At 65.3% G+C, this 24811-nt stretch carries 20 protein-coding genes; 2 read left to right on the top strand and 18 right to left on the bottom strand.

Features of this window, described 5'->3' with window-relative positions; genetic code table 11:
* Nucleotides 1-5: 5 nt before the first annotated feature.
* The 18 genes from ACPPVR_RS10515 to rsmH form a co-directional block, all read right to left on the bottom strand.
* Nucleotides 6-896, bottom strand: coding sequence for an outer membrane protein assembly factor BamD (locus tag ACPPVR_RS10515; RefSeq protein ID WP_426614158.1), 891 nt, complete (start codon nt 894-896; stop codon nt 6-8).
* A 247-nt stretch (nt 897-1143) separates the two neighbouring features.
* A complete protein-coding gene (gene lpxC, locus ACPPVR_RS10510; RefSeq protein ID WP_426614157.1) occupies nt 1144-2106 on the bottom strand; it encodes a UDP-3-O-acyl-N-acetylglucosamine deacetylase in 963 nt (320 codons plus the stop codon).
* A 360-nt stretch (nt 2107-2466) separates the two neighbouring features.
* Nucleotides 2467-4248, bottom strand: a complete 1782-nt coding sequence (ftsZ, locus tag ACPPVR_RS10505) for a cell division protein FtsZ (RefSeq protein ID WP_426614156.1) — start codon at nt 4246-4248, stop codon at nt 2467-2469.
* An 87-nt stretch (nt 4249-4335) separates the two neighbouring features.
* Nucleotides 4336-5658: a cell division protein FtsA gene (gene ftsA / locus ACPPVR_RS10500; protein ID WP_426614155.1), complete on the bottom strand. Its 1323-nt coding sequence runs from the start codon at nt 5656-5658 to the stop codon at nt 4336-4338.
* Complete coding sequence (locus tag ACPPVR_RS10495; RefSeq protein WP_426614154.1) at nt 5655-6689, bottom strand: cell division protein FtsQ/DivIB; 1035 nt, start codon at nt 6687-6689, stop codon at nt 5655-5657. The genes ftsA and ACPPVR_RS10495 overlap by 4 nt, the downstream gene beginning before the upstream one ends.
* 347 nt (nt 6690-7036) lie before the next feature.
* Nucleotides 7037-8023 carry a D-alanine--D-alanine ligase family protein gene (locus tag ACPPVR_RS10490; protein ID WP_426614153.1) on the bottom strand — a complete coding sequence of 329 codons (987 nt, stop codon included), beginning with the start codon at nt 8021-8023 and terminating at the stop codon, nt 7037-7039.
* Nucleotides 8024-8052: 29 nt separating this feature from the next.
* Nucleotides 8053-8973: a UDP-N-acetylmuramate dehydrogenase gene (gene murB / locus ACPPVR_RS10485; protein WP_426614152.1), complete on the bottom strand. Its 921-nt coding sequence runs from the start codon at nt 8971-8973 to the stop codon at nt 8053-8055.
* A gap of 187 nt (nt 8974-9160) precedes the next feature.
* Nucleotides 9161-10564, bottom strand: coding sequence for a UDP-N-acetylmuramate--L-alanine ligase (gene murC, locus ACPPVR_RS10480; RefSeq protein WP_426614151.1), 1404 nt, complete (start codon nt 10562-10564; stop codon nt 9161-9163).
* Between the two features lie 123 nt (nt 10565-10687).
* Entirely contained in the window at nt 10688-11788 is a 1101-nt protein-coding gene (murG, locus tag ACPPVR_RS10475; RefSeq protein ID WP_426614150.1) for an undecaprenyldiphospho-muramoylpentapeptide beta-N-acetylglucosaminyltransferase, read from the bottom strand.
* A 144-nt stretch (nt 11789-11932) separates the two neighbouring features.
* A complete protein-coding gene (gene ftsW / locus ACPPVR_RS10470) occupies nt 11933-13084 on the bottom strand; it encodes a putative lipid II flippase FtsW (protein ID WP_426614149.1) in 1152 nt (383 codons plus the stop codon).
* Between the two features lie 101 nt (nt 13085-13185).
* Complete coding sequence (locus ACPPVR_RS10465; RefSeq protein ID WP_426614148.1) at nt 13186-13590, bottom strand: hypothetical protein; 405 nt, start codon at nt 13588-13590, stop codon at nt 13186-13188.
* A 2-nt stretch (nt 13591-13592) separates the two neighbouring features.
* Nucleotides 13593-14993, bottom strand: coding sequence for a UDP-N-acetylmuramoyl-L-alanine--D-glutamate ligase (murD, locus tag ACPPVR_RS10460; RefSeq protein WP_426614147.1), 1401 nt, complete (start codon nt 14991-14993; stop codon nt 13593-13595).
* A gap of 7 nt (nt 14994-15000) precedes the next feature.
* Entirely contained in the window at nt 15001-16104 is a 1104-nt protein-coding gene (gene mraY, locus ACPPVR_RS10455; RefSeq protein ID WP_426614146.1) for a phospho-N-acetylmuramoyl-pentapeptide-transferase, read from the bottom strand.
* Between the two features lie 174 nt (nt 16105-16278).
* Nucleotides 16279-17658 (bottom strand): UDP-N-acetylmuramoyl-tripeptide--D-alanyl-D-alanine ligase, encoded by a 1380-nt coding sequence (locus ACPPVR_RS10450; protein WP_426614145.1) that lies wholly within the window; start codon nt 17656-17658, stop codon nt 16279-16281.
* Complete coding sequence (locus ACPPVR_RS10445; protein WP_426614144.1) at nt 17655-19127, bottom strand: UDP-N-acetylmuramoyl-L-alanyl-D-glutamate--2,6-diaminopimelate ligase; 1473 nt, start codon at nt 19125-19127, stop codon at nt 17655-17657. The genes ACPPVR_RS10450 and ACPPVR_RS10445 overlap by 4 nt, the downstream gene beginning before the upstream one ends.
* 84 nt (nt 19128-19211) lie before the next feature.
* The gene (locus ACPPVR_RS10440; RefSeq protein WP_426614143.1) at nt 19212-20966 is read right to left on the bottom strand and encodes a peptidoglycan D,D-transpeptidase FtsI family protein; all 1755 of its coding nucleotides are present in this window, start codon (nt 20964-20966) and stop codon (nt 19212-19214) included.
* Complete coding sequence (ftsL, locus tag ACPPVR_RS10435; protein ID WP_426614142.1) at nt 20963-21355, bottom strand: cell division protein FtsL; 393 nt, start codon at nt 21353-21355, stop codon at nt 20963-20965. The genes ACPPVR_RS10440 and ftsL overlap by 4 nt, the downstream gene beginning before the upstream one ends.
* 3 nt (nt 21356-21358) lie before the next feature.
* Complete coding sequence (gene rsmH, locus ACPPVR_RS10430; protein ID WP_426614141.1) at nt 21359-22348, bottom strand: 16S rRNA (cytosine(1402)-N(4))-methyltransferase RsmH; 990 nt, start codon at nt 22346-22348, stop codon at nt 21359-21361.
* A gap of 509 nt (nt 22349-22857) precedes the next feature.
* On the opposite strand from rsmH, the gene ACPPVR_RS10425 reads away from it, so the two are divergent.
* Together ACPPVR_RS10425 and ACPPVR_RS10420 are read left to right on the top strand one after the other, a co-directional pair.
* On the top strand, nt 22858-23643 hold the full coding sequence (locus ACPPVR_RS10425) for an N-acetylmuramoyl-L-alanine amidase (RefSeq protein WP_426614140.1): 786 nt from the start codon (nt 22858-22860) through the stop codon (nt 23641-23643).
* Between the two features lie 128 nt (nt 23644-23771).
* Complete coding sequence (locus ACPPVR_RS10420; protein WP_426614139.1) at nt 23772-24794, top strand: D-cysteine desulfhydrase family protein; 1023 nt, start codon at nt 23772-23774, stop codon at nt 24792-24794.
* Nucleotides 24795-24811 lie beyond the last annotated feature (17 nt).

Below are 24811 nucleotides of genomic sequence, written 5' to 3'. Positions count from 1 at the left end.
ATTTCCTAGCCGAGGCCCATCTTCTTGAAGGTCCTGCTAATCCAGGACCCCTGATTCTCGCTCGGTTCGAGACCGCCGGATTTTACAAGATTATAGGCGTCCTTGTACCAGCGACTGTCAGGAAAATTGTGCCCAAGTACGGCGGCCGCAGTCTGAGCCTCGCCGACGATGCCGATCGCCAGATAGGCCTCGGTGAGGCGGAATAGCGCCTCCTCGACATGGCGCGTGGTCTGATATTGCGTCACCACGGCCTTGTAGCGGTTGATCGCGGCGGTGTAGTCGCGCTTCTGCATGTAGTAGCGGCCGACATTCATTTCCTTGCCGGCGAGCTGGTCGCGCGCACCCTCGATCTTGGCCTTGGCGGAGGTCGCATATTCGGACGTCGGATATTTGCGGTTCACCTCTTCCAGCGAGGCGATCGCCTTCTCGGTCCGGGCCTGGTCGCGGCTGATGTCCGGGATCTGGTCATAGTGCGAGGCGGCGATCAGATATTGCGCGTAGGCAGCGTCCGGGCTGCCAGGATGCAGGGTGACGTAGCGGGTGGCCGCACCGATGCAGCCGTCATAGTCGCCGCCCTGGTAGGACGCATAGGCCGACATCAGCAGCGATTTGCGCGCCCAGTCGGAATAGGGATGCTGGCGGTCGACCTCTTCGAACTTCTTGTTCGCCGCCTTCATGTCCTTCTTTTCGTTCATGAGGTACAAGCCCTCATTGTAGATCTTGTCGGCAGGCTCTTCGACGAAGGTGTCGTCCTTGGCGGTGAACTTGTCCCAGAGCGCGCCGGTACCGCAGCCGGCCAGCGGCAGTGCGAGCAAGACGAGGGTGGCCACCTGCAACAGCCCACGGGCGCGAGGTGAAACCGAAAGATATCCGCGCGTCATACGCTGTGCCGACATGAATTTAAGACCTGTCGCCCTGTGATGCGGTGCCCGCCAGCCCACGAACCTCGTCATGGGCGCAAAATGTAGCCGTGGTGCCTGCCATGCGACCACGCCGGTGTAACCGAAAAACGATCTCCAACCAACCGGATAGGCAGGCATTCCGCCCGGATTAAGGCGAACTTGCCGCAATCCTAGCCGATCAGTGTTACCAGGAGTTTCCCGGGGGATAATCGCCGGCCAAACGTCTGCGAAAGCAAGGCGGTCAGGACACGTCTGGTCCGTAGGCCGCGGCGATCCGGCCGCCGACGATCCCGCTGCCGACCTCGACCACAGGACGCGAGGTACGGCGCGCCGCCTCGCCCTCGACCACCCGCCAAGCCGTACGGTCGGCGAGCAGCGCAGTCAGGACGGCGTGGTTGAGCTTGTGGCCGCCACGCACCGAGCGATAGGCGCCCAGCAACGGCAGGCCGGCCAGCGCGAGGTCACCGATCACGTCCAGCACCTTGTGACGGGCGCATTCGTCGGCGTAACGCAGGCCCTCGGTGTTGAGTAGCCGCTCGTCGTCGAACACGACGGTGTTGTCGAAGGAGGCGCCGAGCGCGTAGCCCGCGCTCCAGAGCCGGGCGACGTCACCCATCAGACCGAAAGTCCGGGCGCGGCCGACTTCGCGGCGGAAGCGCTCCGGGCTGAGATCGAAGGCGTAGCTCTGCTGGCCGATGACGGGATTGGTGAAGTCGATCTCGACCTCGGCACGGAACCCGTTGGCGTAGGGCCGGAGCTCGCCGAAGGAGTCGCCAATCTTGACCGAGATCGGCTTCAAAACCTGAATGAACCGGCGCTGCGCCGGCTGATTGACGATGCCGGCCTGATCGATCGCCGCAATAAAAGCCGCGGCGCTGCCGTCCATGATCGGTACTTCAGGACCGTCGACCTCGATAGTGGCGTTGTCGACGCCCATGCCTCGCAGCGCAGCGAGCACATGCTCGGCGGTGGAGACCAGCGGACCGCTGCGATCACCGAGGACAGTCGCGAAATCGGTCGCGATCACCTGCTCGGCGGTCGCCTGAACTTCGCGGTCACTTCCCTCGAGGCCGGTACGGATAAAAATAAAACCTGCATCGACAGGTGCAGGTCCGAGCGTGAGGGTGACGGGAAGACCGGAATGAACGCCGACGCCGGCCACGGTGGCTTGCGCACGAAGCGTTGTTTGCCGGCTAAATTTCATCAGGAACCGCCCCACTACGACCAACTGCGACTTATACAAGTCCCGACTAACCGGCGAAGGCCGACCGTCCGAATCCGTATCCCCAAGTCACGGCAAACCATAGTCACTGCCTCAAACAGCGCCAACTCACGCTTTTTTACCGATTGTTACCCCAAACCTGCCGTATTCGCGCCAAGGCTTTACCAAATTACGCCGGGGTTTTGGGCACTTATCGGCAGATTTACAGAACCACAAAATAAGTAATTAATGATTTAAAATCAGTTGCTTGAGCGTGCAAATCCGCTCACGCATCGGCAAAAGGAAAGGTCCCGGCAAGCTTGCTGCCGGGACCTTTTTTCGTCGGCCTTATTGTAACAATCCTCAGGTCGCCTGCCGCCGCAGGAAGGCCGGGATATCAAGATGGTCGTCTCCCTGTGGCGCCGGCGCAACAGGTGCGGGGCGACCATGGGCGTCGAGACCCTGCGGCGCGGGCCTGCGGGCATACTCGGAGACCGGTTCGCTGGCTGCGATCTGCTGTGCCACCGACCGCTGCGGCTTGCGCTCCGGCAGCGCGGGCATCGCCGGGCCGGCGGTGCGGGCCGCGATCGGCGCCTCGGTCTCTTCGTCGCGACGGCCGAGGCCGACATTGGCAAGGCGCTGGAGCAGCGACAGCCGGGTCTTTTGCGGAGTCTCCTCCTCGAGCTCGCCGCGGGCCTGACGAATCTCGGCTTGGGCCGGCATCGGCAGTTCCTCGAGGCGCGGCATCCGCGGCGCCCGCATCGGCGCACGCTCGGCCTGCGGCGGGATGAAGTTTTCCGGCGTCATCGGCTCATGCATGGCCATCGGCGCCTGTTCGGGCTCCGGGAACAGCGTGGGCTTCTGCGCGATCGGGCGCACGGTGACGTCGCCATAGGTCTGCATCGGCGCGGGCGCCTGCGAGACATCCGCGACCGCCGCGGCGATGGCAGCGAGCGCCGCACGCTCGACATTGGGACGCTGCGCGACGGGCGCTGCTGGGATCTGCCCATCCAGCTTCTGGGCACGTTCGGCCAGGCGCTGGTTGTCGGCGCGGAGCCGCGCGGTCAAATCGGCCAGACGGCTCTCGGCAACGGCAGCCGGAGCAGCGGGAGCCTGCTGCACCTGGGGCGCTGCGTTCGCAACCGGAGTGCTGGTGACCTGGGTATTGCGAGCGATCGCGGCCTGCTCGATGCCGGTGGCGACGACCGAAACGCGGATCAGGCCGTCGAGTGCTTCGTCGAAGGTCGCGCCGACGATGATGTTGGCGTCCTGGTCGACTTCCTCGCGGATACGGGTTGCAGCTTCGTCGACCTCGAACAGGGTCAGGTCCTTGCCGCCGGTGATCGAGATCAGCAGGCCCTTGGCGCCCTTCATCGAGCTGTCGTCGATCAGCGGGTTGGCGATCGCGGCTTCGGCGGCGGTCAGCGCCCGCTTGTCGCCGGAGGCCTCGCCCGTGCCCATCATCGCCTTGCCCATCTCACGCATGACGGCGCGGACGTCGGCGAAGTCGAGGTTGATCAGGCCTTCCTTGACCATCAGGTCGGTGATGCAGGCAACGCCGGAGTAGAGCACCTGGTCGGCCATCGCGAAGGCGTCGGCGAAGGTGGTCTTCTCGTTGGCGACCCGGAACAGGTTCTGGTTCGGGATGATCAGGAGCGTGTCGACGACCTTGTGCAGCTCGTTGATGCCGGCTTCCGCGGTGCGCATGCGGCGGCCGCCCTCGAAGTGGAAGGGCTTGGTCACGACACCGACGGTGAGGATGCCCATCTCACGCGCGATCTTGGCGATCACGGGAGCAGCACCGGTGCCGGTGCCGCCGCCCATGCCCGCGGTGACGAACACCATGTTGGCGCCGGAGAGATGGTCGCGGAGTTCGTCCATCACCTCTTCGGCCGCGGCCGCGCCGACGACCGGCTGCGAGCCTGCGCCCAACCCTTGCGTCGCCGCCGTGCCCATCTGCACGATGCGCTGCGCCTTCGACATCGTCAGCGCCTGCGCGTCGGTGTTGGCGACCACGAAGTCGACCCCCTGGAGGCCTGCCGTGATCATGTTGTTGACGGCATTGCCGCCGGCGCCGCCGACGCCGAACACGGTGATCCGCGGCTTCAACTCGTGAATATCAGGAACATTGATGCTGATGGTCATGTTTGCCTCTCGATCACGCGCGCGTGGGTTCGCCCCGGCCGGCGGCCGCGGGAGTTGGTGAAATTCGAAGATTGCGGAACCGGTTCATCAGAAGCCCTCGCGTAGCCATCGTCCGACCTTTCCAAAATAACCGCCCGTCCCTGTCTTGACCTGCTGCCGCGTATGCCGCGGTTCGACATGTTCGTGGTGAACATATTGCGGGTAGACGAGAAGTCCGGCTGGCACCGCGAACGCGGCGTTCTTCGCCTCGTTGGGTAGCCGGCCGAAACCGAGCGGACGTCCGACCCGCACGGGCCGGCCGAGAATTTGTGTTCCGAGCTCGACGAGGCCGGTGAGCTGCGAGGCGCCGCCCGAGAGCACGACACGGCCCTTGGGCTCTGCCGCGAAGGGCGAATCCTTCAGCTTGTCCCGAACCATTTCGAAGACTTCCTCGGCACGGTGCTTGACGATGTTGGCAATGGTAGCGCGCGAAACGATCTGCGGCAGATCCTGCTCGTCACCGGCCGTCGGTACAGACATCAGCTCACGCGAGTCCGATCCGCCGGTGAGGACCGTTCCGTATAACGTCTTGATTCGCTCGGCATCGGCAATGGTCGCCGAGAGTCCGCGCGCAAGATCCATCGTGATGTGTTGCCCGCCGACCGCAAATCCGGCCGCGTGCACGAAGCGGCCGCCGGCATAGACCGCGATGGTCGTGGTGCCCGCGCCCATCTCGACGACGGCGGCGCCGAGATCGGCCTCGTCGTCGGTCAGCACCGACAGTCCGGCCACATAGGGGCTCGCCGCCATGGCTTCGACGTTGATGTGGCAGCGTTCCACCGCCAGCATCAGGTTCCGCGCCACCGTGGCGTCGCAGGTGACGACGTTCATGTCGACGCCGAACTGGCGCGCGACCATGCCGCGGGGATCGCGGATGCCCTTGACGCCGTCCAGCGTGTAGCCGACCGGAAGCGCGTGCAGCACGGTGCGGCCATCGCCGGTGGCGTGGCGCATGCCGGTGGAGGTGACGCGGCTGACATCGGCGGGCGCCACCGCGCCGCCGCGGATATCGGCTGCGGCTTCGACCAGCTGGCCGGAGAGCCTGCCGCCAGAGACCGACAGCAGCACCGACTCGACCCGCACCTTGGCCATCTTCTCGGCAAGCCCGACGGCCTGGCGCACCGCCTGCTCGCATTCGGCGAGATCGACCACCGCGCCGGCCTTCATGCCGCGCGACTGGATCTGGCTGTAACCGATCAGCTCCACCGCATGGGTGCGGCCGCCAAGGGCTTCGCTCGGCGCCGACGGCTTCAGCCGGGCGATCATGCAGGCGATCTTGCTGGTGCCGATGTCGAGGCAGGCGACGAGGCCGCCGCGCTTGTGCGGCATCTGACGTGTCTTCGGCGTCTGGGTGCGATCAAGACCGGTCATGCGGCGTCCCCGGCCTTCTTTTTCTTCTTGTCCTTGAAGAGATCTTCGCGCGCCTTGGCGGCGTCGTCGGACAGCTGCACCACCAGGCGATCTGGCAGGCGCATGTCGACCGCGACGATGTCCCTCGAGAACAGCTTCTCGTCCTTGTCGAGCTTGGACAGCGCAGCAAGCGCGTTGCCGACGTCCTGCTCGGGCAGGCGGATGTCGAGACCGTCCTTCAGCCGCAGATTCCAGCGCCGCTCACCGACCAGGATCGCGGCTTTGGTCACCGAATTCACCTGCGGATAGCGTGCCAGCAGCGCGAGGAAGTCGCGAGCCTGCGTGTCGGCGCCCTTGCCGACCACAAGCGGCAGCGACAGGAACCGACGCGAGACATAGGGCTCGAGCAGCGCACCGTCGTCGGCGATGACGGAGAGCCGGCCGGCCTCCTGCCACAGCGCGAACGCCTTGCGCTCGGTGATCTCGATCATGAGCTGGCCCGGATAGAGCTTCAGCACGGTCGCATCTGCGATCCAGGGATTGGCCTTGAGCTTGTCACGGACGCCGTCGGCATCGAGGAACAGCAGCGAAGAGCGGCCGCTGACGCCGCCGATCGCGAGGATCTCGTCCTGGCTGAGCTGCTTGCGGCCGTTGATCACGACCGACGTGATGCGGAAGCCGGCGGAATTGGCCATCGCGTTGCGCGCGTCGCTGACGGCGGTGATGAAATCCTGGAGATGGCCGCCCTTGACGATGCCGAAGCCGCAGCTTCCGATCAGCAGCAGCACGGTCATGCTGATCCCGACCCGGCGCGGCAGATGACGCTCGACCAGCGCGATCACGCGCGGCGGGGGCGCGCGCTCGACCGCGGCTTGGGCTTTGGCCCTGATCTTGTCCTTGGCGGCAGTGCGCTTCTCGTGAAGTCTTTCCTGGCGCCTGTCCTGGACCCACTCGCGCAGAAGCACGACCGCTCCAACAGCGGCCGCCTTCAGGTCAGCTTGGGGCCTCAGCGATCTCAAAAACGACCGGGTGAGGCTTCCTGCACCATCCATTGCACGAGCTCGTCAACAGTTTGCCCGCGACATCGCGCGGGTCCTGGCGAACATGACGTCTCGGTCTTGCCGGGCCGGGTACTGGTCTTCAGCAGAAGAAACCGCTCCCCTTCAAAGCGTTCGCTGGTCGGAGACATCTCCAACAGCTCACGCGCCGGCAGCCAAAACGCCATATGCGCCGCCAGCGTTAACCTTCGGACGTCCTGGTAAACAAAAGGTAAAGTTCGTTAACGGCGGACGCTTTTTGCCCAGCCCTGTGAGGCGTTTATGCCACGATGTCCGGCATTTTACCGGTTTTGGCCGCCAAACCGGGCGTTTTCGCCCATTTGGCCGTTAACCAGTCCTAACTATTTCCGTACCCGCTGCACGGCGAGCTCGATCAGGCCGCCGAGGAAGTCGACGAACGCGATGCCTTCGGCTTTCAGCGACTTGGGGTAGAGCGAGGACTTCGTCAGTCCGGGCAGCGTGTTGGTTTCGAGATAAACCAGCCCCTTGTCCGAGACGATGAAGTCCGAGCGGGAGTAGCCGGTGCAGGACATCGCGCGATGCGCCAGCATCGCCTGCGCCTTCAGCGCGGCGGTGACTTCCGTCGTGAAACGGCCCGGGCAGATCTCCTGGGTCGTCGACAGCAGGTATTTTGCGGCGTAGTCGAAATTGCCCTCACCCGGAATGATCTCGATCGGTGGCAGCGCGATGATCGAGCCGTCGGTGCGCTCCAGCACGCCGCAGGTGGCCTCGACGCCGGCGATATAGGGCTCGATGACATATTCCTCGTGCTTGGCGGCATTGCGAACGGCGACGAGATCCTGCTTGGCGTTGACGAAGATCAGGCCGTAGCTCGACCCATCGCGCGCCGGCTTGGCGATCAGCCGGCCGTATTCGGCGAAGGCATCATCGATGTTGTCCAGCGCCACGCTTGCCGGCGGCGTCACGCCGCCGAGCGCAGCAAAATGCTTGGCCGCGATCTTGTCGAAGGCAAGATGCGAGGAGGCCGAGCCCGAGCCGGTGAACGGCACGCCGCGCGCCTCGCACATCAGCTGCAATTCGCCGTTCTCGGCGCACCCGCCATGCAGGCTGAGCACGAGCACGCGATCTTCCGCCTTGGCCTGGTCGAGCGCCTGCGCGAGCGGAACGCCGCTTGTCGCGGGCTTGAGCTCATCCTCAAAGGGACGGGCGTGCTCGACGAGCTGCTTCGACGGCATGACGTGCACCCGGTCCTGGATGTCCCAGAACCAGAGATCGGCTTCGGGCAAAGCCTGATGCAGCGCCTGGGCTGAAGCGACCGAAACCAGACGTTCGCGGTTGGAGCCGCCGAAGAGGATGGTGATGCGCATGTTCTCTCGTCACCTGTCTGCGTCGTCAATCAAGCGGAAACTCCGATCCGCTTGATTTCCCAGTGTAGCTCAATTCCAGAATTTGCCTTCACCCGTTCGCGCACGGTCTCGCCCAGCGTCTCGATGTCGTGCGCGGTGGCATCGCCCGTGTTGATCAGGAAATTGCAGTGCATCTCCGAGACCTGCGCGCCGCCGACGCGCAAGCCGCGGCAGCCCGCGGCGTCGACCAGCTTCCAGGCAGAATGGCCGGGCGGATTCTTGAAGGTCGAACCACCGGTCTTTTCGCGGATCGGCTGCGCGGTCTCGCGGTGGGTCTGCACCTCCGCCATGCGCGCGCGGATGGCTTCCGCATCCCTGATCTCGCCGCGAAATCGCGCCGAGGTGAAGATGATGGAGGGATCGACGCCGCTGTTGCGGTAGACGAATTTCATATCGGCATTGGAAAAGATTTGCTTCTTGCCGTCGCGAGCGATGCCGGTCGCCTCGATCAGCACATCCTTGGTCTCGCCGCCATTGGCGCCCGCATTCATGCGCAGCGCGCCGCCGATCGTGCCGGGAATGCCGAAATAGAATTCTAGCCCGCCGATATTCGCGGCGGCCGCCACTTCCGCCACGCGCTTGTCGAGCGCGGCGGTGCCTGCCGTGACGACATCGCCGCTCGCGCTCGCCTCGCCAAATGCGCGCGGCGCCAGCCGGATCACCACGCCCGCAATGCCGCCGTCGCGCACGATGAGGTTGGAACCGACGCCGACGACATAGACGGAGATATCGCTCGCGAGATGCGCGAGGAAATAAGCGAGATCGTCCTCGTCCGCCGGCGTGAACAGCACCTGCGCCGGACCGCCGACGCGAAACCAGGTGAGTTCGGCGAGCGACTGGTTGGCAAGCAGCCGGCCGCGCAGGTCAGGCATCGCGGCCTTGAGGTCGGGTGTGATGTCGGGAAAACTCATGCCGCATCCTCAAGTGAGGAAGGCAAGCTCTCTCCGTTCCCTCCCCCCTTGCGGGGGAGGGTCAGGGAGGGGGGTAGCCCCAAGCGAGATGGGAGTTCGTGGCTACCCCCCTCCCCCGCCCTCCCCCGCAAGGGGGGAGGGAGCGCAGTCTGCCGTGTGGCTGTCCGTGAGACTCTCATAAGAGCGCCTACCCCAGCGCCTTCAATTCGCCGGGCAAGGCATACGCCCATTGCGTGATGTTGCCGGCGCCGAGGCACACGACGAGATCGCCCGACTTCGCGAGCCCCTTGACGATGCCCGCGAGCTCCGGCGCCGCCGGCAGCGGAATCACTTCGCGGTGGCCATGCGCACGCAGGCCGGCGACGAAATGATCGCGGTCGACGCCTTCGATCGGCGCTTCGCCGGCGGCATAGACGTCGGCGACGATCACTGCATCGGCATCGTTGAAGCAGGTGCAAAACTCCTCGAACAGCGATTGCAGGCGGGTGTAGCGATGCGGCTGCACCACGGCGACGATCTGGCCGTTGCTGGATTCCCGCGCCGCCTTCAGCACCGCCGCGATCTCGACGGGGTGATGGCCGTAATCGTCGATCACGGTGACGCCGTTCCATTCGCCGGTTTTGGTGAAGCGGCGCTTGACGCCGCCGAAGCCGGCGATCGCCTTGCGGATCGCCTCGTCCGACACGCCGAGCTCGCGCGCCACCGCAATCGCGGCCGTCGCGTTGGAGGCGTTGTGACGGCCCGGCATCGGCAGCATGAGATCTGCGATCTCGTGCACGCGACCTGTCTTGCGATCGCGGAACGCGACCTTGAACTTCGATCCGCCACCCATCGGAGTGAGATCGACGAACCGCACATCGGCCTGTGGATTCTCGCCATAGGTGATGATGCGGCGATCTTCGATCGTGCCGACGAGGGTCTGCACCACGGGATGATCGATGCACATCACGGCAAAGCCGTAGAACGGCAGATTCTCGACGAAGTGACGGAACGCGTCCTGCACGGCCTCGAAGGTCTTGAAGTGATCGAGATGCTCGGGATCGACATTGGTGACGATCGCGACCTCGGTGGGCAGTTTCAGGAACGTGCCGTCGCTTTCGTCGGCTTCCACCACCATCCAGTCGCCGGCACCGAGCCGCGCATTGGAGCCGTAGGCGTTAATGATGCCGCCATTGATCACGGTGGGATCGAGACCGCCGGCATCGAGCAGCGTCGCGACCATGGTGGTCGTCGTGGTCTTGCCATGGGTGCCGGCGATGGCGACGCAGCTTTTGAGCCGCATCAGCTCGGCCAGCATCTCGGCGCGGCGGACCACGGGAATGCGCCGTTCGCGCGCCGCCATCAATTCCGGATTGTCGCGCTTGATCGCCGAGGACACCACGACGACGTCGGCGCCGTCGACATTCTCCGCCTTGTGGCCGACCGAAACCTTTGCGCCCGCCTTGCGCAGCCGGTCGAGATTGTAATTGTCGGAAGCGTCCGAGCCCTGCACGGAATAGCCGAGATTGACCAGCACCTCGGCAATGCCGCTCATGCCGATCCCGCCGATCCCGACGAAGTGGATGGGTCCGATCTCGCGCGGCAGTCTCATGCGGTGTTCCCTGACCTCGCCGCCCGCGAAGGCGGCCTCTGGCGAAGGTCACGGCCAAATCAGCCGCGCGCCTTTCCTACTGGATGCCCCGCTTTAGAAGGCGAAGACAAGGGCTTTTTCGCGTCAGATTCCCGCGACTTTGACCACCAGATCGGCCAGCCGCTCGGCCGCATCGAGCCGGCCGGCGCCGCGGGCGGCATCGGCCATGGCGGCCAAGCGCGCGGGCTCGGCGGCGAAGGCGGAGATTTCGGCGGCCAACCGGTCCGGGGTAAATTCGGTCTGGGGAATGCGGATGGCGCCGTCGACCTTGGCCAGCACGCCGGCATTGGCGAACTGGTCCTGGTCGATCGAGCCGGGCAGCGGCACCAGGATCGAGGGCCGCCCGATCGCGGCGAGCTCGGCCACGGTGCCGGCGCCCGAGCGCGACACCACCAGATGGTTGGAGGCGAGCCGCGCCGGCAAATCGGTGAAGAACGGCGCGAGCTCGGCCTTGATCTTGAGCTTGTCGTAGACCGCGCGCACCCGCGCCATGTCCTCGTCGCGCACCTGCTGGGTGAGGATGAGCCGGCCCCACAAAGCGGGCTCGAGCCGCTCGATCGCGCCCGGCACGATGTCGGCCATGATGCGCGCGCCCTGGCTGCCGCCGACGACGAGCAGGCGCAGCGGACCGTTCACCTCGGGTGCGGCATATGTCACGGCGGCAGCCGCAAGGATCGCCGGCCGCATCGGCGTGCCGACCGTCGTGGTCTTGCCGGCGAGCGCCGGATCCCGGTCGAGCACGCCGGGCAAGGACGTCGCGATGGCGCGGACGCGGCCGGACAGAAACCGGTTGGCGCGGCCGAGCACGGCGTTGGCCTCGTGAATGATGCCGGGCACGCCGGCGAATCTTGTCGCGACCAGCGGCGGCAGCGTCGGATAGCCGCCGAAGCCGACGACGGCGACCGGTTTCAATCGCTTGATCAGGCGGTACGCGGACAGCGTGCCGGTGGCGAGCGTGAGGCCGGCATAGGCGAGCTGCAGCGGATTGCGGCCGCGCGCGGTCTCGCTTGCGACGACGTCGATCATGTCCTTGCTGAACAGCCCGCTATAGCGCAGCGCGCGCTCGTCCGTGACGAGGCGCACGCGATAGCCGCGCCGGATCAATTCGACGCCGAGCGCCTCGGCCGGAAACAGATGGCCGCCGGTGCCGCCTGCGGCGAGAAGAATCAAGGGGGAGGTGTCCATGAAGACGGCTTTTACAGGGTCTCTCCCGTCATTGCGAGCGAAGCGAAGCAATCCAGACTACCTCCGCCGAGAGATTCCAGACTGCTTCGCGGAGCCTGTCATCGGGCCGCGCTTCGCGCGGACCCGTTGGCTCGCAATGACGAACTACGCGTAGCTGCGCATCGCCTCGGCGCGGCCGATCGACTCCACCTCGGTGCGCGGGCGCAGCCGCGTCAGCGCGAGCATCATGCCGACGCCATAGGAGAGCGACACAATCGAGGAGCCGCCATAGGAGATGAAGGGCAGCGTCATGCCCTTGGCCGGGATGAGTTGGAGGTTGACCGACATGTTGATCGCAGCCTGCACGCCGAACAGGATCGCAAGGCCTGAGGCTGCGAAGCGCGAGAACATGTCCTCATTGGCATAGGCGCGCGACAGCGTGCGGATCACGACGAAGGCAAACAGCGCCAGCATCGCAAGGCACAGAATGATCCCGAACTCTTCGGCGGCGACCGCGAACACGAAGTCGGTGTGACTGTCCGGCAGGCTGCGCTTGGCGATGCCCTCGCCCGGTCCCAATCCAAACCAGCCGCCGTTGTAAAAGGCTTCCATCGCGGTATCGACCTGGAAGGTGTCGCCGGAGCCCGGATTCATGAAGCGCTTGATACGTCCTGCCACGTGAGGAACAAAAAGATAGGCGCTGAACAGGCCGGCCGCGCCGATGCCGGCGAGACCGAACACCCAGATCATGCGCATGCCCGCGATGAAGAACAGCGAGCCCCACACCATCAGGATCAGCATGGTCTGGCCGAAATCCGGCTCCATCACCAGCAGCGAGACCAGCATCAACAGCAGCACCAGCGCCATCGAGGTCGCCGGCATCTCCGGGCGTTTGGTCGATTCCGCGAACAGCCACGCGGCAATCACGACGAACGAGGGTTTGGCGACTTCGGAGGCCTGGATGTTGACGCCGAGCAGCGTGATCCAGCGCCGCGAGCCCTTCACCTCGGGACCGATCGCGAGCGTCAGTACGATCAGGATGATGCTGGCCGCGAAGATGATCAGGGCAGAGCGGCGGATCGCCCGCGGCGACAGGAAGGAGACGCCAACCAGCACCATGAAGGACGGCGCCAGGAACATCACGTGGCGGCTGAAGAAGTGGAAGGGATCGAGCCCGATGCGGGTCGCAACCGGCGGGCTGGCCGCCAGCGACAGGATGACGCCGGTCAGCATCAACACCAGGATCGCGCCGAGCAGCGGCTTGTCGACGGTCCACCACCACTCGGTAAAGGGGGTGCGTTCTTCACGGGAGAGCATGGGCGGCCGCTTTCGGACAGAGGTCGGTCCATTGGTCGCCGAGGTTGGTTTACGGGGGGTTAAGGGAATGGATATCTTTGGCGATAGATCCACCTGCGGCCCTATTCGTAATTGATCGTGATGTCCCCCACATGCTGATCGCGCTTGTAGACTTGGTCTGCCCCGGGAATGAAGCCGATCCTGACCGCCCCCTCCCCGCTCCAAGCGACGACAACATCAAGATGCCCGCGCACGCTGAAAAAGGTCGGCGTGCTCTCAGGCGAGAACGTCCGACCGCGAGCCACGATGCTGGCTTGAGTGCTGTCAGGCACCGTCGCTCCACACTCCTTCCAGACCACGACAACCAACTGACTGCCGCTTGGGGAGGCGAACGAACTCTGGCGAACGACGCGGCACGCGCCGAATCCGCTCATGAGGTTGTCAATGAGGACAACAAAGAAGAAACCCGCGGCGACCGGAACAGCAAGAGCAGCGACGACAATTCCGATCCAGCGTCGCCGCGACATCCTCACACCACCGGCTTCACACCCGGCAGCGCCTGCACCAGTTCGCGGAACTTTGTGCCGCGGATCTCGAAGTTGCGGTACTGGTCGAAGGAGGCGCAGGCCGGCGACAGCAGCACGACGGCGTCGGTGAGGCCCGATGCCTCCGCATCGCGTGCGGCATGTTCGACGGCGACGTCGAGCGTCTGGCTGATCTCATGCACCACCTGCGCGCCGAGCGTGCCTGAAAACTCCTGCGCGGCCTCGCCGATCAAATAGGCCTTGCGGATGCGTGGGAAGAAGCCGGTGAGGCCAGTGATGCCGCCCGCCTTCGGCTTGCCGCCGGCGATCCAGAAGATGTCCGCGAAGGACGACAGCGCATGCGCGGTGGCATCGGCGTTGGTGCCCTTGGAGTCGTTGACGAACAGCACGTTGGCGCGGCGGCCGACCTGCTCCATGCGATGCGCAAGGCCGGGAAAGCTGCGCAGGCCATTCTGCAAGACATCGAGACCGATGCCCATCGCGAGCGCAGCCGCCGCCGCGCAGGCCGCGTTCTGCGCATTGTGCAGGCCGCGGAGCGAGCCGATGCCGCCGAGCTTGGCGACCTCGCTCTTCGCGCCGCCCGAGGCGCGGACGATGGCGCCGTGCTCGACATAGGTCCCGGAGGCCAGCGGATTCTTGACGGAGATGCGCTCGACCTTCTTGCCGGCGCGATCGAGCCGGTCGGCGATGTCGCGGCAAAAGCCGTCGTCGACGCCGACGATCGCGGTGCCGCCGGCCTGCACGCCCGCAACAAGGCGCTCCTTCACCGCGGCGTAATGCGCGATCGTGCCGTGACGATCGATGTGATCCTCGCTGACATTGAGCAAAATGCCGACGGAGGGATCGAGCGAAGGCGTAAGATCTATCTGGTAGGACGACATCTCGATCACGTGGACGCGGCCCATGCGCGGCGGCTCCAGCGACAGGATCGCGGTGCCGATATTGCCGCCCATCTGAGTGTCGTAGCCGGCGACCTTGGTCAGATGCGCAATCAGCGCCGTCGTGGTCGACTTGCCGTTGGTGCCGGTGATGGCGACGAACGGCGCATCCGGCGCATGCCGCCGCCGCTCGCGGCAGAACAGCTCGATGTCGCCGATCACCTCGACGCCGGCCTCGCGCGCCTTCAGCACGCTCCAGTGCGGCACCGGATGGGTCAGCGGCACGCCAGGGGCGAGCACGAGCGCTGCGAAATTGGCCCAGGAGACGTTGCGTAAGTCAGCCGTGATGAAGCCGGCTTGCACAGCCTTGGCGACATTCTCGGCGCTGTCGTCCCCGGCAACCACTTCGGCGCCGCCGGCCTTCAAGGCGTGGCAGGACGCGAGCCCCGAGCCGCCGAGGCCGAACACCGCGACCGTCTTGCCGGCGAAGGACGTGACAGGGATCATCGATCGATCACCGCAGCTTCAGCGTGGAGAGGCCCGCAAGCGCCAGCATCACCGAGATGATCCAGAACCGGATCACGATCTGCGGCTCGGTCCAGCCGAGCTGCTCGAAATGGTGGTGGATCGGCGCCATCCGGAAGATGCGTTTCCCGGTCAGCTTGAATGACACCACCTGCACGATGACGGAGACCGCCTCCAGCACGAACAGGCCGCCGATCACCGCGAGCACGATCTCGTGCTTCACCGCGACCGCGATCGAACCCAGCATGCCGCCGAGCGCGAGCGAGCCAGTGTCGCCCATGAAGATCGAGGCCGGCGGCGCGTTGAACCAGAGGAAGCCGAGGCCGGCGCCCAGCAGCGCGCCGCAGAGCACCGCGAGCTCGCCTGTGCCGGCGACATATTTGATCTGGAGATAGTCGGCGAACACGGCGTTGCCGGCGAGATAGGCGATCATCGCAAAGCTCGCGGTCGCAATCATCACGGGCACGATCGCGAGGCCGTCGAGACCGTCGGTGAGATTCACCGCATTGCCGGCGCCGACGATGACGAAGGCACCGAACACGACGAAGAACCAGCCGAAATGCAGCACCGTGTCCTTCAAGAAGGGAATCGTCAGCGCAGTCGACGCGGGATCGCGGTTCAGCCGCACCAGCGCATAGCAGGCGACCAGCGCAATCAGCGCCTCGATCAGCAGGCGCAGCTTGCCGCCGAACCCGGTCGTGGTCTGCTTGGTCACCTTGAGGTAATCGTCATAGAAGCCGACGAAGCCGAAGCCGAGCGTCACGGCCAGAACGATCCAGACATAGGGGTTGAGCGGATTACACCACAGGACCGTGCCGACCGTGAGGCCGGACAGGATCATCAGCCCGCCCATGGTGGGCGTGCCCTTCTTGGCAAGATGCGATTGCGGGCCATCGGCCCGGATCGGCTGGCCTTTGCCCTGGCGGATGCGTAAGTGGTCGATGATCCAGGGTCCGAACAGGAACACGAACAGCGCGCCGGTGACGACGGCGCCACCGGTGCGGAAGGTGATGTAGCGGAAGACGTTCAGAACGGTGCGAAATGCACCGAAGCCCGGAACTGTGTTGGAGAGCTCGATCAGCCAGTAAAACATTCAGACGGTCCTATGGCGCCTTTCGCACGCGGGCTTGCAGAAGCAGATTTCGCCTCACGCGCATTCGCTGGTTTTCATCATGGGGCGGGCGACCTCCAGGAAACATGACGGCCAGAAACCTGCCGGCTTCGCGCCGCAAAATGGTAGGATCGGGAACAGCGCCTTCCAAGCAGTTTACGCCTTTGCCTGCAAGGCGGCCACTAGGCCCGGCACAAACTTGTTGACCCAGAACATCTTCTTGCTGCCCTTGACAACCACCACATCGCCTGCCTTCAGAAGCGCCGCAACATCGCTCGGCTTCAGTGTGGCGGGATCGTGGTGCCAGCCGAGGCCCTTGCCCGCGGGAAGCAAATCATAGAGCTGGCGCATCAGGGGCCCGACGCAATAGATGCCGTCGATGCCGGCAAGATGCGCGGCAAGGCCGGTGTGATAGCGAGTTGCGTCGTCGCCCAGCTCAAGCATGTCGCCGAGCACCGCAATGCGGCGGCCGCCGGTCATGTGACGCGCCTGGAGACTTTGCAGTGCAGCAGCCACGCTGGCCGGATTGCCGTTAAAGCTGTCGTCGATCACGGTGACGCCGCCGACCGCCTGCTCGACGCCGCGGCCGGTCATGATGCCGACGCGGTCGAGCTTGATCGCAAGCGTCGCGGCATCGAGCTTGGCGGCATGAATCGACGCAAGCGCGGCCAGCGCATTCTGAACGCGGTGCGGCGCACCCGGCGTCAGGCTGAACGCGATCTCCTTCTTGCCGATCGCGGCGACGACCTGCCAGCTCTCGCCATGCGGGGCGTGCGTCACCTCGTGCACCTCGGCCTTGTCGCCGAAGCGAATCACCTTGCCCTTCCAGTCGGGCGCCTTGATCCCGACCGGCAGCACCAGCACACCGCCCTGGTGCAGGCCGAGTGCGATCGACACTTTCTCGCGGCGGATCGCTTCGAGCGAGCCGAGCTTTTCCAGATGCACCGGCTGGACGTTGACGACCAGTGCCGTGGTCGGCCGCGTCAATTCGCTCAGCCGCGCGATCTCGCCGGTTTGGTTCATGCCCATCTCGACGACCCAGAGGCTGGCATCTAGCCTGGCGTTGCACAGCGTCAACGGCACGCCCCAGAAATTGTTGAAGCTCGACGGGCTCGCATACGCGCCGGGATAAGCCGCGAGGAATTCCTTGGTGCTGGTCTTGCCGGCGCTGCCGGTGAGGCCAATCACCGGCCCGTTGAAGCGCGCGCGGGCGGCGCGGGCAAGGCCCCAGAGCCCGTCGATCAGCGTGTCCTTGACGACGATCTGAGGAATGCGAATGCCCGCGATCACATGCGGCACGATCATCGCGACCGCGCCCGAGGCTTCCGCCTTGTCCGCGAACTCCCAGCCGTCGCGCGCGCTGGCGAAGGCCGAGATGAAGCCGCCGCTCGGCGTGCCGCTCAGCGCGACGAACAGGCTGCCCGGTTTCACCAGCCGGCTGTCCTGGGTGACGAAATCGATCGGCGTGTCGGGAAATGATCCGGCCACCCCCAGCGCGCGCGCCACTTCGGCAATCGTCCATATTGGCACGCTCATGCAACCCTCGATGTGAGTGCGGCAGCGACCGCTTCATGATCACTGAAGGGCAGCACCTCGCTGCCAACGATCTGCCCGGTCTCATGGCCCTTGCCGGCGACGAGCAGCGCATCGCCTTCTTCCAGTTCCTCGATCGCGGCGCGGATCGCGGCGGCACGGTCGCCGATTTCGCGGGCGCCCTTCGCAGTCGCGAGGATCGCGGCGCGAATGGCTTCCGGCTTCTCGCTGCGCGGATTGTCGTCGGTGATGATGACGCGGTCGGCGTTCTCCGCCGCGATCTCGCCCATGATCGGACGCTTACCGGCATCGCGATCGCCGCCGGCACCGAACACGACGATCAGCCGGCGCCTGGCGTAAGGGCGCAGCGCCTGCAACGCTTTCTCCAACGCGTCGGGCTTGTGCGCATAGTCGACGAAGATCGGCGCGCCATTGCGCTCGCCGACGCGTTCGAGCCGGCCCTTGGCGCCTTCGAGATGCTCGAGGCTCGCAAACACATCGGCCGCATCGCTGCCGGTGCCGATGGCAAGGCCGGCCGACACCAGCGCGTTCTCGATCTGGAATTCGCCGGCCAGCGGCAGCCGGACCGCATGCCGCCTGCCGCGATGTTCGAGCGTAAGCTTTTGCGAGAAACCCTCGACCTCGGCCTCGGCGAGACGAATGCCCTCGCCTGCGCCGTCGCCGTGACGGCCGACCGTCATCACGCGCAGGCCGCGCGCCGTCGCAGCGTCGATCGCCTCCGCCGAGCAATCATGATCGGCCGAGATCACGGCCGCGCCGCCCGGCGGGACCAACTCGCGGAACAGCCGCAGCTTGGCCGCGAGGTAATGCGCGACCGAGGGGTGGTAATCCATGTGGTCGCGCGAGAGATTGGTGAAGCCGCCGGCGGAGACGCGCACGCCGTCGAGGCGATATTGATCGAGCCCGTGCGAGGACGCTTCGAACGCAAGATGCGTGACACCATCATGCGCGATCTCGTCGAGCTGCCGATGCAGCGCGATCGGGTCCGGCGTCGTCAGCGAACCGTAGACGGTGCGCTTGGGCGAAACGAGGCCGATGGTGCCGATGCTGGCCGAGACATGACCAAGCCGCTGCCAGATCTGCCGCGTGAACGCGGCGACCGAGGTCTTGCCGCTGGTGCCGGTCACCGCCGCGATGGTCGCAGGCTGCGCCGGGAAAAACCTTGCCGCGGCCAACGCCAGCGCGCGGCGCGGATTGGCGACCGCGATGAATGGCACGTTACAGGCAGCCGGCGCATGATCGCCGACGACCGCCGACGCGCCGGCCGCAATCGCGGCATCGACGAAGCGCGCACCGTCGGTCTTGCTGCCAGCGAGCGCGAAGAACAGATCGCCGGGTTTGACCACGCGGCTGTCGAGCGCAAGACCCGTCACCTCGAGCGCCGCAACGGCAGGCTCGAGTTCGGCATCATTGCCCAAGGCATCCTGACCTAAGAGGTCGCGCAGCTTCATGGTCTTCCAGTCGACATGCCGTGCCGGAAAGCCGAATCTTCGGGAAACCCCCGACTCAGCAGCGGCAACGGCCTACCCTTTTGATTACTGGGTTGTCCTGGATGCTGCAAGAATAAGGCGGTCCGCAGGCGGCAGGTCAAAGCGAGGCTCGACCCCCAGAAGCGGCGCGATCCGCTCGATCACCTTGCCGCCGGTCGGCACCGCGTTAAAGCCCGAGGTGATGAAACCATGCGTCTCGGGCAGCGCCTGCGGCTCGTCCAGCATGACGAGAATCTGATATTTCGGATCGTCGGACGGCATGATCGCGGTGAAGGAGTTGAGCACCCGCTTCTTGGCATAGCGGCCGTTGATGACCTTCTCGGACGTGCCGGTCTTGCCGCCGACATAGTAGCCCTTCACGTCGGCGGACCTGGCAGTACCGATTTCGGCATTGAGCCGCATCAGATACCGCATCTTGTCGCTGGTCTCCTGCTTGATCACGCGCTTGGCCATCGCCCGCGCTTCTTCTTCGCTGCGTTTCATGAATGTCGGCGGAATCAAATAGCCGCCGTTCATCAGGGCGTTGATGCCCATCACCGCCTGGAGCGGCGCGACCGACAGGCCCTGACCGAAAGCGATGGTGACCGTGTTCAGCTCACCCCAGCGGCGCGGCACCAGCGGAGCCGCGCTCTCCGGCAACTCAGTGCGCAGCCGCGTCAATTGTCCCATCTTGGCCAGGAACGCCTTGTGCGCCTCGACACCCTGGTTGAGTGCGATCCGCGCGGCGCCGATATTGGACGAGTAGGTGAACACTTCCTTGGTATTGATGAAACGTCCCAGGTTGTGGCTGTCGTGGATGGTGAACTTGCCGTAGTGCAGGTTTCCGCGCGCATCCCACGACGAGTTCAAGTTGATTTTGCCGGAGTCGAGCGCCATCGCCAGCGTGAACGCCTTGAATGTCGATCCCATTTCGTAGACGCCCGTGGTCAGGCGGTTGATGCGATCGGGATCGTGGGCTTCCTTCGGATTGTTGGGATCGAAGTCCGGCAGCGACACCATTGCCACGATCTCGCCGGTCTTGACGTTGGAGATGATGCCGGAGGCCGCCTTGGCGTGGAATTTTTCCTTGGCCTTTGAAAGCTCGTCGCGCAGCGCGTGCTCGACGCGCAGATCGACCGACAGCTCGATCGGCTTTTGCAGGCGGTCGGTGGCGAAGCCTGCACGGTGGAGATCGGCGAGACCTTGATTGTCGAGCCACTTCTCCATGCCGGCGATGCCCTGGTTGTCGATATTGACCAGACCGATGAGGTGGGCGACCTCGTTGCCGGTCGGATAGACGCGCTTGTTCTCACGCAGGAAGCCGATGCCGGGAATACCGAGCTTGTGGATGTCCAGCTGCTGTTTCGCCGTGATCTCGCGCTTCAGCCACACAAAACCCTTGCGCGACGACAGGCGCTCGCGCACCTCGGCTTCGTCGAGATCGGGCACGGTCGCGGTCAGAAGCTCGATCGCCTCGTCCTTGTCGATGATGCGGCGCGGCTCGCCGAACATGCTGGCCGCCTTGACGTCGGTCGCAAGGATCGCGCCGTTGCGGTCGACGATGTCGGGCCGCGCGGTCGCAACCACTTCCTGCGATGCGGCGCGTCGCGCGCTGTGGGCGTCGGCGCCGATCGCGAACATCACGAGCCGGCTGCCGATCAGGGTATAGATCAGGGCAAAGGCGAGCATTGCCAGGCCCACGCGCGCGCGCGCCTTCGCGGCGCGATCGACATTGCGCCCGTAGAGCAGGCTGCGGATCAGACGCTGCCGCCAAGGTTCGGTCGACTTCTCAGCAGGTTTGGCCGGAGGCGTGCCGCTCATTGCTTGTCCTCGGGCTGAGGCACGGAGCCCGTCACCGTATCGGGATCGCTCGCGGCTTCGATGGTGTTGAGCATGGCCCCGATCGGATCGGGCTCGCCCGGCCTGAACATCCGCGGCGGACGCTCCGGCAGGTTCTTCAGGGAGTCGTATTGCGTGGCGTTGACCGGCTTGAGCGGCAGATGCCGCTCGGCGAGGCCTTGCAGGCGCAAGGGCGCATCGAGCTTGGCCCATTCCGAGCGCAGCACCGCGATCGCGTCGCGCTGCTCGCGGATCTCCGCATGCAGCCGCAGCACCTTCTCGGTGCGGGCCGTGGAATCCATCTTGATCCGGTAGACATAGGCAGCGGCGAAGATCAGCGCGCCGATGACGAGGAGGTGGATGATGCGCATGCGCTAGCCACCCCTCATGATGTCGGAGAGTTGTGGCCAGGACGACGGCTCGGCATCGTCATGCGCGGGCGCATCAGTGCGCTCGGCGGCGCGCAATTTTGCGGAACGGGCGCGCGGATTGTGCGAAACCTCCTCTTCGCCGGCGACCACAGGCCGCCGCGTCAGAAGCTGGAAGCTCGGCGCAGTCTGCGCCATTTCCGGCAGATGCCGCGAGCCGCCGCCGGTCTTGGAACGCTCCGAGAGGAAATTCTTGACGATGCGGTCTTCCAGCGAATGGAACGAGACCACCACGAGACGGCCGCCGGGCTTGAGCACGCGCTCGGCCGCGGACAGTGCGGTCTGAAGTTCGTCGAGCTCTTCGTTGACGAAGATGCGCAAGGCCTGGAACGTCCGCGTTGCCGGATGAATATCGTTCGGCTTTGAGCGAACTACCCTGCCGACGAGATCGGCCAGCGCGCGCGTGGTGGTGAACGGCGTCTCTTGCCGGTCCGCCACGATGGCGCGGGCGACGCGGCGCGAATGGCGTTCCTCGCCGAAGAGATAGATGATGTCGGCGAGATCGGCTTCCGAGGCGCGCGCGACGACATCAGCCGCGGTCGGTCCCGTCCGCCCCATCCGCATGTCGAGCGGACCGTCGAGGCGGAACGAGAAGCCGCGGCCGGCCTGGTCGAGCTGCATCGAGGAGACGCCGACGTCCATGACGACGCCGTCGACGGCATCAATACCTTGCGCCGCGCAGTCCTCGGCGAGATTCGAGAAGCGGTCCTCGACCAGCGTCAGCCGGCCCGCCGAGCGCTCGACCAGCTCGGCACCGCCGGTGATCGCCGTGGTGTCGCGGTCGATCGCGATCACGCGGGTTCCCGGCACATCGAGGATGACTCGGCTATAGCCGCCGGCGCCGAAGGTCGCGTCGACATAGATGCCGCCCTCGCGCGGGGCGAGATGATCGATCGCCTCGCGGCCAAGCACGGGAATGTGAGGCGCGGAACTCATGCCTCGCGCCTGCCGAACGGACAGCTGAAATCGGGGGCGAGCCAGCCCATTACGCCTCGAATAATTCCGCGTCGCGGCGGTTCCACGACCCAACCCCTGTCCAGCATGCCGAGCCCGGTCGTCCCAGGTGGCACCCCCGGTGTTCCCAGTGGAATTTGTCGGGCAGCCATGGGATTTCGAGCCAAAAACGCTTTTGGCCGCCTCCGGACGCAGGTCGGCTCTTCACCTCTCAGTAACGGCCCTTAGCGTTAAGAAAGCGTTGATCGCCTCCTTACAAGTCGAAAAGGGCGCTCGCCGGTGATGCCCCATCCACACACCCCGGGCAAAATGCGCCCGTTAACCGCGCTGCGCGATTGCGCGAAGCGGAGGGTAAAGGAATGGTAAAGAGGAGGGCTCGGCCCACCTCTTCTGTCGGATTAGAGCTGTTTATGTCGTCCGGTTCGTCCACGCCATCTGGAACTGATTCGAAGCGTCAACGCGTTCTCCCGGTTCCCAAGACCGCGGCGGCCATGCGGACGTTCGACCCGGATTCCTCGATCGTCTCCGACATCATCCCATCGCCCAATCATGGCGAACGCAGCAAGGGACGGCAGCCCGACATGATCGTGCTGCATTACACCGGCATGCCCGACGTCGAGGGCGCGCTGGCACGGCTGTGCACGGCAGGTACGGAAGTGTCGGCGCATTACGTGGTGCTCGAGGACGGCCGCATCGTGCAATGCGTGCCGGAGGCGAGGCGCGCCTGGCATGCGGGCGTCTCGGCCTGGGCCGGCGAGGACGACATCAACTCCTGCTCGATCGGGATCGAGATCATCAATCGCGGCCACGATTGGGGCTATCCGGAATTTCCGCTGCGCCAGATCGCGGCCGTGATCGCGCTGTGCCGCGGCATCATGCTCCGCCGCAAAGTTGCGGCACACCGGGTGCTCGGTCATTCCGACGTGGCCCCCGCGCGCAAGAAGGACCCCGGCGAAAAGTTTCCGTGGCATTCGCTGGCCAATTCCGGCGTCGGTCACTGGGTGACGCCGGCACCGGTCGTGCGCGGCGAGAGCCTGATGCTCGGCACCATCAGCGACGAGGTCTTGAGCCTCCAGCAGGCGCTCGCAAGATATGGCTACGGCTTGCCGCTGACCGGTAAATACGACGCATCGACGATGGAAGTCGTCACCGCCTTCCAGCGGCATTTCCGCCCTGCGCGGCTGGATGGCGTCGCCGATCATTCGACGCTGTCGACCTTGCAGGCGCTGCTGGCGAGCCTGCCGGCTGAAGGAACGGCGACGCTCGCCGCGAAGTAGCGCTGTTGCTTTCCTTCACGATAACAATTCTACCGCTGTTCGCTTGAATGTGATCGCGCGATCGTCGCTGCAAGTGCGGGCGTCGGGCTATTGTCCGACGGTCATGCGCGAGCGGGACGAACGAAACGATGCAGATTGATCGCAAACCGCTGATTGACCGGCTCGCAGCTTTTCCGCGCCTGGGATTGGCCGATCTTCCCACGCCACTCGAGCCGATGAAACGGTTGACGGCTCATCTCGGCGGGCCGCGACTGTGGGTCAAACGCGACGATGCGACCGGGCTCGGATTCGGCGGCAACAAGCTGCGCAAGCTCGACTACGTCCTGCATGATGCTGTTTCAAAAGGCGCCGATACGATCGTCTCAGGCGGTGTCGTGCAATCGAACAGCCAGCGGCAGGTTGCCGCGGTTGCTGCAAAGCTCGGCCTGGCCTGTCATCTGGCCGTCTATCACGGCCGGCTCGCGCCGCCGACGCCGGAATACGAAAGCTCGGGTAACGCCTTTCTCAACCGGCTGTTCGGCGCGCGCCTGCACGACGTGCCATGGACCGGCGACCGCAATGCGGCCATCCGCACGCTCGTCGACGATCTCCGGGCGTCGGGGCGCAGGCCGTATTTCGTGCCCTACGGCGTCTCGAATGCGCTGGGTGCGGTCGCCTATGCCACCACGATCGCCGAAATCGAGCAGCAGGCGGCGCTGTCGGGCTTCGCGCCGGCCGCAATCGTGCATTGCACCGGAAGCGCCGGCACGCAGGCGGGTCTCGTCGTCGGCGCGGCCGTGGCTATGCCGGGCACGAGAATCGTCGGGATCGATATCGATGCCGAGCCTGCGCGGGTGCGCTCTGATGTGGTGGCCCTTGCACGGCAAGCGGCGGATCTGCTCGGTGCAGACTTCGACGAGGCTTTGGTCGAGGTGGTCGCCGGTCATGCCGGACCAGCCTACGGGGTGCCGCACGAGGCCACGATCGAAGCGATCCGGCTTGCAGGAAAGTCGGAAGCTCTTGTGCTTGACCCCGTCTATTCGGGCAAGGGGCTCGCCGGCCTGATCGCGATGATCCGCCAGGGGCGTTGGCGGAGCGACGAAGATGTCGTCTTCCTGCACACGGGGGGCGCACCCGCCCTCTTCGCCTACCAGAGCGCGCTCGGCATCTGATTGCTGCTATCCACGCT

Origin of the sequence: Bradyrhizobium sp. McL0616 (assembly GCF_049993385.1) — a bacterium.
Lineage (GTDB): Bacteria > Pseudomonadota > Alphaproteobacteria > Rhizobiales > Xanthobacteraceae > Bradyrhizobium.
Note: the sequence above shows the minus strand (reverse complement) of the source record. Positions and strands in the feature narration are given on the sequence as shown.

What these genes read in the sequence shown, in the direction of transcription:
- ACPPVR_RS10495 (WP_426614154.1), bottom strand. Translation starts at nt 6,689, where the DNA reads ATGGATGGTGCAGGAAGCCTCACCCGGTCGTTTTTGAGATCGCTGAGG.
- ftsL (WP_426614142.1), bottom strand. Translation starts at nt 21,355, where the DNA reads ATGCGCATCATCCACCTCCTCGTCATCGGCGCGCTGATCTTCGCCGCT.
- murG (WP_426614150.1), bottom strand. Translation starts at nt 11,788, where the DNA reads ATGGACACCTCCCCCTTGATTCTTCTCGCCGCAGGCGGCACCGGCGGC.
- ACPPVR_RS10450 (WP_426614145.1), bottom strand. Translation starts at nt 17,658, where the DNA reads ATGAGCGTGCCAATATGGACGATTGCCGAAGTGGCGCGCGCGCTGGGG.
- ftsZ (WP_426614156.1), bottom strand. Translation starts at nt 4,248, where the DNA reads ATGACCATCAGCATCAATGTTCCTGATATTCACGAGTTGAAGCCGCGG.
- rsmH (WP_426614141.1), bottom strand. Translation starts at nt 22,348, where the DNA reads ATGAGTTCCGCGCCTCACATTCCCGTGCTTGGCCGCGAGGCGATCGAT.
- ACPPVR_RS10490 (WP_426614153.1), bottom strand. Translation starts at nt 8,023, where the DNA reads ATGCGCATCACCATCCTCTTCGGCGGCTCCAACCGCGAACGTCTGGTT.
- ftsW (WP_426614149.1), bottom strand. Translation starts at nt 13,084, where the DNA reads ATGCTCTCCCGTGAAGAACGCACCCCCTTTACCGAGTGGTGGTGGACC.
- ACPPVR_RS10465 (WP_426614148.1), bottom strand. Translation starts at nt 13,590, where the DNA reads ATGTCGCGGCGACGCTGGATCGGAATTGTCGTCGCTGCTCTTGCTGTT.
- murC (WP_426614151.1), bottom strand. Translation starts at nt 10,564, where the DNA reads ATGAGACTGCCGCGCGAGATCGGACCCATCCACTTCGTCGGGATCGGC.
- ftsA (WP_426614155.1), bottom strand. Translation starts at nt 5,658, where the DNA reads ATGACCGGTCTTGATCGCACCCAGACGCCGAAGACACGTCAGATGCCG.
- murD (WP_426614147.1), bottom strand. Translation starts at nt 14,993, where the DNA reads ATGATCCCTGTCACGTCCTTCGCCGGCAAGACGGTCGCGGTGTTCGGC.
- ACPPVR_RS10445 (WP_426614144.1), bottom strand. Translation starts at nt 19,127, where the DNA reads ATGAAGCTGCGCGACCTCTTAGGTCAGGATGCCTTGGGCAATGATGCC.
- murB (WP_426614152.1), bottom strand. Translation starts at nt 8,973, where the DNA reads ATGAGTTTTCCCGACATCACACCCGACCTCAAGGCCGCGATGCCTGAC.
- ACPPVR_RS10425 (WP_426614140.1), top strand. Translation starts at nt 22,858, where the DNA reads ATGCGGACGTTCGACCCGGATTCCTCGATCGTCTCCGACATCATCCCA.
- lpxC (WP_426614157.1), bottom strand. Translation starts at nt 2,106, where the DNA reads ATGAAATTTAGCCGGCAAACAACGCTTCGTGCGCAAGCCACCGTGGCC.
- ACPPVR_RS10515 (WP_426614158.1), bottom strand. Translation starts at nt 896, where the DNA reads ATGTCGGCACAGCGTATGACGCGCGGATATCTTTCGGTTTCACCTCGC.
- ACPPVR_RS10440 (WP_426614143.1), bottom strand. Translation starts at nt 20,966, where the DNA reads ATGAGCGGCACGCCTCCGGCCAAACCTGCTGAGAAGTCGACCGAACCT.
- mraY (WP_426614146.1), bottom strand. Translation starts at nt 16,104, where the DNA reads ATGTTTTACTGGCTGATCGAGCTCTCCAACACAGTTCCGGGCTTCGGT.
- ACPPVR_RS10420 (WP_426614139.1), top strand. Translation starts at nt 23,772, where the DNA reads ATGCAGATTGATCGCAAACCGCTGATTGACCGGCTCGCAGCTTTTCCG.